The 13,316-nt window shown below is 69.2% G+C and carries 11 protein-coding genes; 6 read left to right on the top strand and 5 right to left on the bottom strand.

Annotation, left to right across the window (positions count from 1 at the left end; all coding sequences use genetic code 11):
• Positions 1 to 105 precede the first annotated feature (105 nt).
• From AB8P05_RS10535 to AB8P05_RS10525, 3 genes are all read left to right on the top strand, one after another.
• Positions 106 to 1,083 carry a mitochondrial fission ELM1 family protein gene (locus AB8P05_RS10535; RefSeq protein WP_455170754.1) on the top strand — a complete coding sequence of 326 codons (978 nt, stop codon included), beginning with the start codon at positions 106 to 108 and terminating at the stop codon, positions 1,081 to 1,083.
• Between the two features lie 155 nt (positions 1,084 to 1,238).
• The gene (locus AB8P05_RS10530; RefSeq protein WP_472757899.1) at positions 1,239 to 1,895 is read left to right on the top strand and encodes a 2OG-Fe(II) oxygenase; all 657 of its coding nucleotides are present in this window, start codon (positions 1,239 to 1,241) and stop codon (positions 1,893 to 1,895) included.
• 75 nt (positions 1,896 to 1,970) lie between these two features.
• A complete protein-coding gene (locus tag AB8P05_RS10525; RefSeq protein WP_472757898.1) occupies positions 1,971 to 2,603 on the top strand; it encodes a 2OG-Fe(II) oxygenase in 633 nt (210 codons plus the stop codon).
• A gap of 161 nt (positions 2,604 to 2,764) precedes the next feature.
• Here the strand turns inward: AB8P05_RS10525 and AB8P05_RS10520 are convergent, their stop codons facing one another.
• A complete protein-coding gene (locus tag AB8P05_RS10520; RefSeq protein WP_472757897.1) occupies positions 2,765 to 4,366 on the bottom strand; it encodes a cisplatin damage response ATP-dependent DNA ligase in 1,602 nt (533 codons plus the stop codon).
• On the bottom strand, positions 4,363 to 5,427 hold the full coding sequence (locus AB8P05_RS10515) for a ligase-associated DNA damage response exonuclease (RefSeq protein WP_472757896.1): 1,065 nt from the start codon (positions 5,425 to 5,427) through the stop codon (positions 4,363 to 4,365). The genes AB8P05_RS10520 and AB8P05_RS10515 overlap by 4 nt, the downstream gene beginning before the upstream one ends.
• Before the next feature lie 39 nt (positions 5,428 to 5,466).
• On the opposite strand from AB8P05_RS10515, the gene AB8P05_RS10510 reads away from it, so the two are divergent.
• Positions 5,467 to 6,381, top strand: coding sequence for a pseudouridine-5'-phosphate glycosidase (locus AB8P05_RS10510; protein ID WP_472757895.1), 915 nt, complete (start codon positions 5,467 to 5,469; stop codon positions 6,379 to 6,381).
• Between the two features lie 116 nt (positions 6,382 to 6,497).
• Positions 6,498 to 6,914 carry a hypothetical protein gene (locus AB8P05_RS10505; protein WP_194911318.1) on the top strand — a complete coding sequence of 139 codons (417 nt, stop codon included), beginning with the start codon at positions 6,498 to 6,500 and terminating at the stop codon, positions 6,912 to 6,914.
• A gap of 139 nt (positions 6,915 to 7,053) precedes the next feature.
• Here AB8P05_RS10505 and AB8P05_RS10500 read toward each other — a convergent pair whose 3' ends face one another.
• A complete protein-coding gene (locus AB8P05_RS10500; protein ID WP_472757894.1) occupies positions 7,054 to 9,960 on the bottom strand; it encodes an EAL domain-containing protein in 2,907 nt (968 codons plus the stop codon).
• 488 nt (positions 9,961 to 10,448) lie between these two features.
• On the opposite strand from AB8P05_RS10500, the gene AB8P05_RS10495 reads away from it, so the two are divergent.
• The gene (locus AB8P05_RS10495) at positions 10,449 to 11,567 is read left to right on the top strand and encodes a catalase family protein (protein WP_472757893.1); all 1,119 of its coding nucleotides are present in this window, start codon (positions 10,449 to 10,451) and stop codon (positions 11,565 to 11,567) included.
• Between the two features lie 21 nt (positions 11,568 to 11,588).
• On the opposite strand, the gene AB8P05_RS10490 is transcribed toward AB8P05_RS10495, so the two are convergent.
• Together AB8P05_RS10490 and AB8P05_RS10485 are read right to left on the bottom strand one after the other, a co-directional pair.
• Positions 11,589 to 12,134, bottom strand: coding sequence for an invasion associated locus B family protein (locus AB8P05_RS10490; protein WP_455170746.1), 546 nt, complete (start codon positions 12,132 to 12,134; stop codon positions 11,589 to 11,591).
• A 137-nt stretch (positions 12,135 to 12,271) separates the two neighbouring features.
• Positions 12,272 to 13,129: a pirin family protein gene (locus AB8P05_RS10485; protein WP_472757892.1), complete on the bottom strand. Its 858-nt coding sequence runs from the start codon at positions 13,127 to 13,129 to the stop codon at positions 12,272 to 12,274.
• Positions 13,130 to 13,316 lie beyond the last annotated feature (187 nt).

Here is a 13,316-nt window from a genome sequence, read left to right as displayed (position 1 = left end):
GGGCATGGTGTCTACGCCAAGACCGAAACCCCCGCAAGGGCGAGCAACCCGGATTGCGGTCATTTCGCCGCAATCCCCTCCGCAGCCCCAACGATCCGAGTTCAAATGCAACCTTTGACCTGCTGGGTGGTGTCGGACGGCAAGGCCGGCATGGAAAACCAGTGCATCGGGCTTGCCGAGGCGCTGGGCCTGACGCCGGTGATCAAGCGCGTCCGTCTGCGCACCCCCTGGCGCCAGCTGACCCCCTACTGGCGCATCGGCAACCGCTTCGCCGCCGGTCCCAAGGGCGACCCGGTGGAGCCGCCCTGGCCCGATATCCTGATCGGCACCGGCCGGCAGTCCATCGCCGTCTCGCTGGCGGTGCGCCGCCAGTCGCGCGGGCGGACCTTCACCGTCCAGATCCAGGACCCGGTGATGAACCCGCGCCATTTCGATCTGGTCGTCGTGCCGCGCCACGACAAGCTGCGCGCCGACAACGTTCTGGTGACGCGCGGCGCGCTGCACCGGGTGACGCCCGCCATCCTGGCCGACGCCGCCGAACGCTTCGCCCCGCGGCTGGCCCATCTGCCGCATCCGCGCATCGCCGTGCTGATCGGCGGCGACAACGGCGTCTACCGCCTGACGCCCACCATCATGGGCGACGTGGCCGAACGGCTGGCCAACCTGACGCGCACCCATGGCGCCGGGCTGATGGTCACCCCGTCGCGCCGCACCGGCGCCGACAACGAGGCGATCCTGCGCGCCCGCCTGTCCGGCCTGCCGGCGGAGGTGTGGGACGGCACCGGCGAGAATCCCTACTTCGCCTATCTCGGCCTCGCAGACGCGGTGGTGGTGACCTGCGACAGCGTGTCGATGACGTCGGAGGCCTGTTCCACCGGCAAGCCGGTCTATGTGATCGAGCTGGACGGCGGGTCGCCCAAGTTCCGCGCCTTCCATGACGGGCTGTACCGGGACGGCATCACCCGGCCCTTCGACGGCTCGCTCGACCACTGGAGCTACCAGCCGATGGACGAGACGCGGATCGTCGCCGAGGAGGTGATGCGCCGCCTCCCCGCCCACCGGAAGCGGCACGGTCTGGGGTGACGGGACGGCGGGGTGGCGGGGTGCGGGCGCGGCCAATGCGCGCACCCCTCTGGTAGGACCGGTTTGGGGGCGGCGCTCGTGCACCGGCCATGGCATAAGCGCCGGCAAACCGACCGTCGCGCACGGTCGCCCCTGGACCGGGATCCATCGCCATCATGACCACCGCCGACGCCGTTTCCGCCTCCTTCCTGCGCTGCCTGGAACGCAGCCGGCTGTCCGAGACGCCCTACAATCACTGGCTGCTGTCCGAAGCCCTGCCGGAAGAGGATGCCGACGCCATCGCCGCCCTGCCCTGGGGACCGCCGCGGGTGTCCGACACCTACGGCAAGCGCGAGACCAACAACGCCTCGCGCACCTATTTCGGCGAGGAGAACCGGGCGAAATACGCGGTGTGCGAGACGGTCGCCCAGGCCTTCCAGGGTCGCCCGGTGGTGGAGGCGATCCAGCGCACCTGCAACGTCGACCTGTCCGGCACCAGCCTGCGCATCGAATATTGCCAGGACACCGACGGTTTCTGGCTGGAGCCGCACACCGACATCGGCGTCAAGAAGTTCACGATGCTGATCTATCTCTCCAAGGGTCCGAACTGCTCGCACTGGGGCACCGACGTGCTGGACGAGACGCGGACGGTGGTCGCCCGCGCGCCCTACGCCTTCAATGAAGGACTGATCTTTATCCCCGCCGATAATACTTGGCATGGCTTCGAGAAACGTTCGATCGACGGCGTGCGCAAGTCGATCATCGTCAACTATGTCGGCCCCGAATGGCGGGCGCGGCAGGAACTCTGCTTCCCTGATAAACCTATTGCATAAAACTTCCGTCGTGTTTAAGTGACGCCGGTTTTGGGGGGCAAAGCCACGTCGGCCCGCTTTGGGAGTTCAGTACCCATGTCCATGCTCGATCTGGACAAGTTCCGCGCCACCCCGCTGCAGCACGACCCCTACGACTTCCTGTGCGTTCCAGGCTTCGTGAAGCGCGAGTTCCTGGAGGAGCTGCACCGCGACTATCCCAAGGTCGACAAGCCCGGCTCCATCCCGCTGGGCGTCTTCCCGCAGGGGCCGAGCTTCGACCGGCTGATCACCGAACTGAAGGGTCCGGAGGTCTGCAGGGCCTTCTCCGACAAGTTCGGGATCGACCTGTCCGATTATCCGACGATGTTCACGGCCCGCGGCATGTGCCGGCCCACCGACGGCAAGATCCACCCGGATTCGGCCAGCAAGATCATCACGGTCCTGATCTACATGAACCCGCCCTGGGAGGCCGCCGGCGGCCGCCTGCGCATCCTGCGCTCCGAGAACCTGGAGGATTACGCCGCCGAGGTCCCGCCGGAGGAAGGCACCCTGATGTGCTTCCGCCGCAGCGACACCTCCTGGCACGGCCACCACCCCTTCGAGGGCCAGCGCCGCGCGATCCAGATGAACTGGGTCAAGGGCAGCGTCTACATCTGGCACGAACAGCTGCGCCACCGCATCGGCGCCTGGGCCAAGGGCGTGTTCGGCGGACAGGCCAAGGGGTATTGAGGGGCTGCCAGTTGCGCTGAAGTGCTTGTCCGGCGCCCCCTCCCTAACCCTCCCCGCTCCCGCGCTCAGCCCCCTCTCCCGCGATCGGATCGGCCTTTGGCCGACCGAGGGCGGAGGAGGGTTGGGGAGGGGGCAATAGCTCGAGGGCGCAATCGCCACCCTCACCCCACCACCATCGCCGCCAGCGTCTCCAGCCTGTCCGCCTCGTGCGCCGGCTTGTCCCAGCGGATGCGGTGGACGCGCGGGAAGCGCATCGCCAGCCCGCTCTTGTGCCGGTTGGACGGATGCACGCTGTCGAAGGCGACTTCCAGCACCAGACCGGCCGCCACCTCGCGCACCGGGCCGTAGCGGCGGGTGGTGTGGTTGCGCACCCAGCGATCCAGCTCGATCAGCTCGGCGTCGGTGAAGCCGGAATAGGCCTTGCCGACCGGCACCAGCTCCTCCCCGCGCCAGACGCCGAAGGTGTAGTCGGAATAAAAGCTCGACCGCTTCCCGTGGCCGCGCTGGGCGTACATCATCACGGTGTCGAGCGTCAGCGCCCCGCGCTTCCACTTGAACCAAGGCCCCTTCGGCCGCCCGGCGAGATAGGCGCTGTCGCGCCGCTTCAGCATCAGCCCCTCGATGCCGTTCTCCCGTGCCCCCTCGCGCAAGCCCACCAGCTCGTCCCAGCCGGCGAAGGGCACCAGCGGCGACAAATCCATCCGCCGCGGCCGCACCGCCTCGAACCAGCGTTCCAGCCGGGCGCGCCGCTCGACGAAGGACAGGCCGCGCAAATCCTCCTCGCCGTCGAACAGGATGTCGTAGAGCCGCACCCAGGCCGGCCCGTCGCGCAGCATCTGCGCCGTCACCGTCTTGCGGTTGAGGCGCTGCTGCAGGTCGTTGAAGGGTGCCACCACCCCGTCGCGCGCCACAAGCAGCTCGCCGTCCAGCACGGCGTCGAAGCTCATGTGATCGACGATGTCGGGAAAGGCGCCGGACACGTCGTCGCCGGTGCGGCTGTAGAGCCGCCGTTCCCCGCCGCGCGCCACCAGCTGCACGCGGATGCCGTCCCATTTCCATTCCGCGGCATAGGCGGCGGGGTCGAGCGCGGCGCGGTCCTCCTCCTCCAGCGGGTGGGACAGCATCATCGGGCGGAATCCGGCGCCGGCCCCGGTGGCAGGCCGCTCCGCCCGTCCTTCCAGCCAGGCGAACAGCTCCGGATAGGGGGCGGTCAGCCCATGCCAGACCTCCTCCACGTCGTCGACGCTCACCTCCGGCCGGGCGGCCTTGCCCCATTCCGCCAGCGCCGTCTTGGCGAGCCGGGCCGACACGCCGATGCGCAGCGCCCCGGTGATGAGCTTCAGCAGGGCGAAGCGCCCCGACGAGTCGAGCGTGTCGAGCCAGCCTTCCACCAGCCCCAACACCTGCCCGCGCTTGGCGGCCTGCAGCCCCTCCACCACCTCGTTCAGGCTGGGCGGCAGGCTATTGGCCCTCTCAGCCCAAATGGCCGGCCGCTCCGGCCAGATCAGCGCCACCGTCTCCGCCAGATCGCCGACATAGTCGTAGGACAGCGCCAGCAGCTCCGGATCGACCCTGGTCGCGGCCAACTCCCGGATCGCCGCCGGCTTGGCCTCGCGGAAGCTGAGCGCCCCGGTCAGCGCCGCCAGCGCCCAGCCGCGGTCGGGGTCCGGCGTGGTGGCGAAATGCTCGACCAGCAGGCGGATCTTGCCGTTGCGCGACGGCATGAAGACCAGCGCGTCGATCAGCGCGGCAAAGCGGTTCACGACGCCTCTCCCTCCGATGGTCCTTCCGAGTCCTCGTCCTCGAAGCCGATCAGCGCCAGCGCGCGGGCGCGGATGCCGCGGCTGGTGGCGTAATGGACCAGCGCCTCCTCCCGCCCATGCGTCACCCAGACCTCAGGCGCGCCGACATCCTCCAGCGTCTGGCACAGCTCGTCCCAGTCGGCATGGTCGGAGATGACCAGCGGCAGTTCCACCCCGCGCTGGCGGGCACGCTGGCGCACCCGCATCCAGCCCGACGCCATTGCCACCACCGGATCGGCCAGCCGCCGCGCCCAGCGGTCGGCCACTGCCGCCGGCGGGGCCAGCACCAGGGCGCCCTTCAGATCCTCCTTCGCCGCCACCGTCGCCGGCCGCAGCTCCCCCAGCTCCACCCCCCAGTCGCGGTAGAGCCGGCATAGCGGCTCCAGCGCGCCATGCAGCCAGATCGGCCGGTCGTACCCCGCCGCCCGCAGCAGCGTGATCAGCCGCTGGCATTTGCCCAGCGCATAGACGCCGACCACATGGCTGCGCTCCGGGAACAGCGCCATCGAATGCAGCAGCTTCCCCACTTCCCCCAGGTCGGGCGGGTGGCGGAACACCGGCAGACCGAAGGTCGCCTCGGTCACGAAGACGTCGCAGGCCACCGGCTCGAAGGCCGCGCAGGTGCGGTCGAGGCGGCGTTTGTAATCGCCCGACACCACCACCCGCGACCCGGCATGCTCCAGCACCACCTGGGCGCTGCCCAGCACATGGCCGGCCGGCACCAGCCGCACATCGACGTCGCCGATCCGCAAGGACTCGCCATACTCCAGCGGCTGCAGGCTGCCCCCCACCCCCTCCCCCATCCGCTGGCGCATGATGGCGAGCGTGCCCGGGGTCGCCAGCACATGGCGGTTGCCGGGCCGGGCGTGGTCGGAATGGCCGTGGGTGACGACCGCGCGCTCCACCGGGCGCACCGGGTCGATGAAGAAGCCCCCCGGCTCGACATACAGCCCTTCGGGAAGGACCTTGATCCAGCGGTCGGGGTGCGGGCGGCCCGGATTGGATTGTTGTGCAGCGGACATGCGTCCTAATATAGGGCGCCCCTACAGAAGAGACAGCGCATGCACCCGATCCTGCTGCCGACGCCCGAGGTCGCCGACGCGCTTGCCGCAAAACGCCCGGTGGTGGCGCTGGAATCGACGGTGATCTCCCACGGCATGCCCTATCCCCGCAACCTGGAGACCGCCCGCACGCTGGAGGCGGAGGTGCGGGCCGCCGGCGCCGTCCCCGCCACCATCGCGGTGATGGACGGGCGCATCCGCATCGGGCTGGACGACGAGGCGCTGGAACGGCTGGCGACCGGCGGCCACACGGTGCGCAAGCTGAGCCGCCGCGACCTACCCATCGCCATCGCGACTCGGGCGCTGGGTGCGACCACTGTGGCGGCGACAATGATCGGGGCACGGCTGGCCGGCATATCGGTCTTCGCCACCGGGGGCATCGGCGGCGTCCATCGCGGGGCGGAAACCAGCTTCGACATCTCCGCCGATCTGGACGAGCTGGCGCGCACGTCGGTCTGCGTGGTCTGCGCCGGGGCCAAGTCGATTCTCGACCTGCCCAAGACGCTGGAGGTGCTGGAGACCCGCGGAGTCCCGGTGCTGGGCTTCGGCACCGATGAATTTCCCGCCTTCTACAGCCGCCGCAGCGGCCTGCCCGTCGATCATCGCTGTGACAACGTGACCGAGGTGGCGGACATCCTCCGCGCGAAATGGCAGCTTGGGCTGGACGGCGGCGTGCTGCTGGCCAACCCGATCCCGCCCGCCGACGAGCTTGACGCCGATGCGATGGAAGCCGCCGTTGCCCAGGCGCTGGCCGACGCAGAGTCCAACGAAATCAAGGGGAAGGACATCACCCCGCACCTGCTGGCAGCGTTGGAGCGCATCACCGGCGGGCGCAGCCTGACCGCCAACATCGCGCTGATCCGCAACAATGCACGGGTCGCGGCGGGGGTCGCCGCCGCCCTTGCCGCTCCCTAGAACCGATTGGATAGGCCATACCTCAGCGGGGGTAAGGCTTTAGCCTCGTCCCCGGCTTAAGACCCCGTTAACCGCCTGCGCGCAAATCTGTCGTCATCGAACGAGCGGAGGCTTCTATGCGCGCACCCAGCAGCACCTCGACCCTGGTTTCCCGGATGATCGCGATGGCCGGCCAAGGCGACGAGGCGCCGGGCGTCGCGGAGATGAAGGAGCCGGCCCACGTGAAGCGCATCGTCTGGGCTTCCCAGGCGGCGAAGCTCCGGGTCTCGCTCTCCTCCCGCACCATTCACGAGATCGAAAGCGCCGTCACCGCCGATCTGGACAGCATGGAGCTGCCGGAAGTGTTCTTCACCTCGGTCGAGGTGAACGGCCATGTGGTGACCTGCGACCTGGATGCCTCCGGCACCGCCTCCATCTTCGGGCTGATCGAGGCCCATGAATATGACGATCTGGTCGAAGAGGCTGGTGACGACGCCCTGTTCGGCGTCGACTGGGACGGCGTCTACGTCACCCCGGCCCGCACCCGCCATTGACCCAGAGCCGCTGATCCCGGGTCATTGATCCCCGCATCTTCGATCTGAAAAGCCCCGCTTCCGTAAAACGCCCCGCAGCCCGCCTGCGGGGCGTTTTCCGTTGGTGGCAACGGCCGGGGGGACGATGCTCCGCCTCCGGTCAGACCGGCTCGCGGCTGTTCAAAGGCCGGTTCGCCCCGGCGCTGGACATGCCGACGACAACGTCGTCGCGGGACACGATGGGCAGGGACGCCCGCCGCTCCTCCCAGGCGGCCAGGAAGCCGTCGATGCGGTCGGCGGGCAGCGGCCGGCTGACGAAATAGCCCTGGATCAGGTCGCAGCCCATCCGCGACAGCGCCTCCCACTGGGCCAGTTCCTCCACCCCTTCCGCCACCACGCTGCGGCTCAGGTCGTGGGCGATGCGCGAGATGGACGACACCATGCTGCGCGCGTCGGGCCGGCGATGGACGTCGTTGATGAAGGCCTTGTCGAGCTTCAGCGTGCTGATCGGCAGGGTCCGCAGATAGGTCAGCGACGAATAGCCGGTGCCGAAATCGTCCAGCGCGATGTGGATGCCGGCCTGCCGCAGCGCGTTCAGCTTATCGATGGCGGCGTCGAGCGAGCCGATCATCTGCGATTCGGTGATCTCCAGCTCCAGCCGGTGCGGCGGCAGTCCGGTGCGCTCCAGCACTTCCAGCACCCGCGGCACGAAGTCGTTCTGGGCGAGCTGCACCGCCGACATGTTGACGCTCATCGTGATGCCGCCGATGCCGCGGCAGGACAGCCCCACCGCCTCGACGCAGGCCGTCTCCAGCACCCACAGGCCGAGCGGGACGATCAGGCCGGAATCCTCGCACACGGGGATGAAGCGGTCGGGGGAGACCGGCCCCAGCTCCGCGTCGGTCCAGCGGATCAGCGCCTCGAACCCGCGGACCCGGCCGTCGGACGTCCCGACCTGCGGCTGGTACTGGAGGCTGAAGGACTGGCGGTCGAAGGCCAGCCGCGCCCGGCTGAGCAGCCGCATGCGCTCCACCACCCGGCGGTTCATGTCGGGGGTGAAGGTGCAGATGCGCCCGCGCCCGCTGTCCTTGGCCCGGTACATCGCGGTGTCGGCATTCTGCAGCAGGTCGTCGAAGCAGCGGCCGTCCCAGGGATAGCGGGCGATGCCGACGCTGCAGGTGACGAAGAAATGCTGCCCTTCGACCAGGAAGGGTGCGGCCAGCGCCTGTTCCAGCCGCTGCGCCACCTCGGCCGGTTCGCCGGCCTCGCAGCCATGGACGACCACGACGAACTCGTCGCCGCCCAGCCTCGCGATGAACAGCCCCTCGCCCGCTCCCCGGCGGACGCGCAGGCCGAGCGCCATCAGCAGCTCGTCGCCCGCCTTGTGGCCGAAGCTGTCGTTGATGAACTTGAAATTGTCCATGTCGAGGAACAGCAGGGACAGCGGCTGGGCATGGCCGGAGGCCTTGTCTTCGGCGATCAGCCGGTCGACATGCTGTTCCAGGGTCAGCCGGTTCGGCAGGCCGGTCAGCGGATCGAAATGGGCCAGATGGTCCAGCCAGTCCTGCTGCCGCTTCTCCGCCGTGATGTCGGTGTAGGAGCCGGCCATCATCACCGGCTTGCCCTGGTCGTCGAACAGGGCCTTGCCGGTGGCGTAGAGCCACAGATAGCTGCCGTCGCGGTGGCGCACCCGGTATTCCGCCCGGTATTCCGGCAGCTCGCCGGACAGGTGGCGCCGCAGCGCCTCCTCCGCCTGTTCGCGGTCTTCCGCGTGGATGCGCTCGAACCACGCCGCCACCGAATCGATGCTGAGGGCATCCACGCCCAGCAATTCCACCACCCGGCCGGACAGGACGCGGCTGTCGGCGGCGATGTCCCAGGTCCAGATGATGTCGCGCGAAGCCTCGGCCACCAGCCGCATCCGCTTCTCGCGCTCGCGCAGCGCCTCCTTGCTGGCGGTTAGCTCTTCCAGTTTCGCCTGCAGGTCCCGGCGCGACTGGCTGAGCGCCAGGTTGCTGTGCTGCAGCGCCGCCTCCGCCACCCGGCGCTGGCGCAGCGCGAAGGACAGCACCACCACCATGACCGTCAGCAGCAGCATGACGAGGCCGACCGTCACCACCAGCCAGCGGTAGGTCTCCAGGAAGGAGAAGGGCTTGTTCTCCAGCCGGTCGAGCGGCTGCACCCGCGTCAGATCGAGTCCGTGGCGTTCAGCCTGCCGGAAATCCATCGCACGGACGATCGACTGTGGCCGCTCCGCCGGCAGGCTGGCGATGGAGGCGCCGTTCACGATGGCCGCGGCCACCGCGCCGACCGCGCGCCCATGCTCCTGCGCGCTCAGCAGGCTGCCGCCGGCGATGCCACGGCCCAGAAGATATTCCTGCAGTGCATAGATCGGCGCGCTGCTCTTCTCGCTCATCAGTTCCGCGAACTGCTCGGGCGGCAGGACCAGGCCGTCGCGGTCGGTGGCGTAGGTCCCCAGCAGCACGGCGCTGTCCGGCGGCAGGGCGGCCAGCCGCTCCTCCAGCCGGGCGAAGGGCAGGTCGGGCAGGGCCTGCCGTTCCAGCCCGGCGGGAAGGCGGCCGGCGGCGGCAAGCGCGTCGATCTCGATGTCCAGCGCCCGCCCCGATTCGGTGTGGTCGCGCAGCAGGTACAGCCGGCGCAGGCCGGGGTTGGCGGCCATCGCCATGCGCACCGTGCCCTCGACGTCCTTGGCCTCCACCACGCCGATCACATTGGATTCGCCCTCCGTCAGCAGGCGGGCCGAGGCGTCGATCACACCGCCATGCACCAGCGGCACCGGTCCGTAGATTTCCCTCCGCAGGTCGACCGCGAAGGCCAGCGCGGCATCGTCGGTGGCGATGATGGCGTCCACCGCGCCTTTGGGATGCCGATAGCCGATCAGCGCCCGCAGCCGCTCCAGCCCCTTCGCATCCGGAAAGCGTTTCCAGTCCAGGTAATAGGGGATCGCGACCGCGTTGGGCGCCGAGGCTGCCAGCTCCTCGCCGATGCCGGCGGCCTGATCGTCGGTCCACTCATAGCCGTCGTGGTAGGAATGCAGGACCAGCACGGTCCGGTCCGGCGCAGTCGCCCTCCTCCACCGGCAGGGACGAAACGGTCATGCCCAGCAGCATCAGCAACAGGACAAAGCCGCGAATCCAGACAATGGGCCAACCGGTCATGGAAATCCCTCGATCGCAGGCCGGCCGCCATCCGCCGGTCATGCCGCCGGAGTGTGCCGGACCTCCGTCGCTCCAGGATAGACAGGGCCATCACCAGGGTACCATAGGGGATCCATAAGGTTATCCCGCATTGTTATGGTTAATTTCTATATATGATTGGTTTCAGGTGGTTTTCCTCCCGTACGGGATGCGTGGAATACTGGTGAACTCATAGTTTTGATTTTCATAATCATTCCGAAGTCATGGCCAGCGCGCCATCATGGTCACTGGCGCCCAATGACGGAGCACGGGTGACGGAACAGGGGGCGGAACAGGGCGCGGCCGCGGCTGTTCTTCCGGCTACACCCCGTCCTTCCCCATCCGGGAGACCCCATCCGTGTCAGCCGCCTCTGCCAAGCCCCTGCCCCAGGCGCCCCTGCCCTATTCGCCGTCGGTCGAAAGCCCCGGTCCCGATGAAGCCCGGCTCTTCGACGAGCTGGCTGAGACGATGCTGTCGATCAGCCGCAAGACCTACGAGGACAGCGGCCACGCCAACCGCAGCGTCCATGCCAAGAGCCACGGGCTGCTGATCGGCCGGCTGGACGTGCTGGACGATCTGCCGGCGGAACTGGCCCAGGGCCTGTTCGCGCGGGCGGAGAGCTATCCGGCGATCCTGCGGCTGTCGACGACGCCGGGCGACATCCTGCCCGACAGCGTGTCGACCCCGCGCGGTCTGGCGGTGAAGGTGCTGGGCGTGACCGGCGAGCGGCTGCCGGGATCGGAGGGTCAGGCGACGCAGGACTTCGTCATGGCCAACGCCCCGGTCTTCTCCGCGCCGGACGCGAAGCAGTTCCTGTCGACGCTGAAGCTGCTGGCCGCCACCACCGACCGGGCGGAGACGGCGAAGAAGGCGCTGTCCGCGACCCTGCGCGCCGCCGAACGGGTGGTGGAGGCCTTCGGCGGCGAGAGCGCCACCCTGAAGACGCTGGGCGGCCACCCCGAAACCCACATCCTTGGCGAGACCTTCTTCAGCCAGGCGGCCCTGCGCCACGGCGACCATGTCGCCAAGCTGCAGATCGTTCCCGTCTCGCCCAACCTGCTGGCGCTGACGGATGCTCCGCTGACCGTCAACGGCAAGCCCGACGCCCTGCGCGAGGCGGTGGTGGAGTTCTTCCGCGACCATGAGGCGGTCTGGGAGCTGCGCGTCCAGTTGCGCACCGACGAGAAGCGCATGCCGGTGGAGGATGCCAGCGTCCTGTGGCCGGAGGAGCTGAGCCCCTACCGCACCGTCGCCCGCATCACCGTGCCGCCGCAGACCGCCTGGAGCGAGGAGCGCTCCCGCGCCGGCGACGACCGTCTGGCCTTCAGCCCCTGGCATGGGCTGGCCGCGCACCGGCCGCTCGGCTCGATCATGCGCGCCCGCCGCGTCGCCTACGGTCGTTCCGCCGGCTTCCGCATGGAGCGCAACGGCTGCCCGATGCAGGAACCGGCGGCGGGCTACCGGCTGCCGGGGTGAGGCGGCGCGTCAGCGCCCCGCTCACTGCAGGCTGCGCTGCATCTCCTCGAAGGTGCGGGAGAAGCCGTTCAGCGGGAAATCGATGTCGCGCTTGCCCAGGCGCGGGGAGCTGACGCGGACCAGGATGGTCGAGCCGTTGCGGAACTGGTCGGCGACGCGGCCGGACACGAAGTTCGGGAACATGCACATGTTCAGCGTCGCGACATGCGATTCGATGCGCGGCTGGCGGTCGACGCGGATGGCGCAGCGGTCGACCAGCCCCTGGCTGGTGGTCAGGAACAGGTGGAAGTCGTTGCCGGTCGGGATGATGCTGAGCGCGATGAAGCCGACATCCTTCCCGTCGTCGAACAGGCGGTAGATCATCAGCCGGCAGGTCTTGCTGTCGGTCATCCGGTCGATGTCGCACTGGTTGGTCCAGGCGCCCTCCGGTCCGAAATCGGCGGCGGCCTTGGAAAAGTCCACCGCGGCGGCGGGCTTGGCGGCGAACATTCCCCCGGCAAGCGACAGGGCCAGAAGTCCCGTGGCGACAGCCGCCCTGAAGCCACCCATCAGACCCTTTGCACGCATCGCCCGGACCCCCGCCATCGTTCGTGTTAACACGGAAAGCGCCATGATAACCGGCGGTGGCGGGGGTGCAAGGCACGAGATGCCGCGCGTCGGGCCGCCCGACGTTCGTCGGACACCCCTCTGCGCGGCATTCCCGATCAGATGCGCCCTTCCTCGAAGTCGCGAAAGGCCTGCATCACCTCTTCGCGCGTGTTCATGACGAAGGGACCGCCCCAGGCGATGGGCTCGCCGATCGGCTCGCCGGCCAGCAGCAGGAAGCGCGCGCCGTCGGCCCCGGCGGTGGCCTCCACCCGCTCGCCGTCGCCCAGCACGATCACCCGCGGCCCCGACAGCAGCCCCTCGCCCGCGACATCCAGCCTGCCTTCGAACAGCACGAGGAAGGCGGTGTGGCCGGCCGGCAGCGGCTCGGCGAAGGAGACCGATGGCGGCAGGCTGACGTCGAAATAGCGGGCGTCGGTCGCCTCGGCCCGCACCGGCCCGGCGGTGCCGCGGGCGGTGTCGCCGGCGATCACGGTGACGGTCGCGCCGTCCTCGCGCCGCTCCACCGGGATGGAGGCGGCCGGGAATTCCTGATAGCGCGGATCGGTCATCTTCAGCCGGGCCGGCAGGTTGATCCACAGCTGGAAGCCGCGCATCAGCCCTTCGGTCTGCTCCGGCATCTCCGAATGGATCAGGCCGCGGCCGGCGGTCATCCACTGCACGCCGCCGGTCTCGATCACGCCCTCATGGCCGTGGTTGTCGGCATGGCGCATGCGGCCGGCCAGCATGTAGGTGACCGTCTCGAAACCGCGGTGGGGATGGTCGGGGAAGCCCGCCAGATAGTCGGTCGGCTGGTCGGACCCGAACAGGTCCAGCATCAGGAACGGGTCGAGCGTGCGCAGCCGGGGCGTGCCCAGCATGCGGGTCATGCTGACGCCGGCGCCGTCGGAGGTGGCCATGCCCTCCACAGCGGCGAGGACCGGGCGGACACCGGCGGTGGCGGACTGGGTGGACATGGCGGGGACTCCCAAAAAGAACGCTGGTGATGGACCACAGGTAGTCCGTCCCACCCCCGCCGTGAAGCCGGTCCGCCCGCGCCACAGCGTTTCCGCCGGCGCAACAATCCCAGGCGCAACACTCGCCGGGTGTCCCCGCCGGCCGCGCACGCGAAAAGGCCGCCGGGAAGCCCGGCGGCCCTTTCGA

This window comes from Azospirillum sp. VT-I1, assembly GCF_055698305.1.
This window is presented reverse-complemented; position numbering and strand designations above follow the sequence as displayed.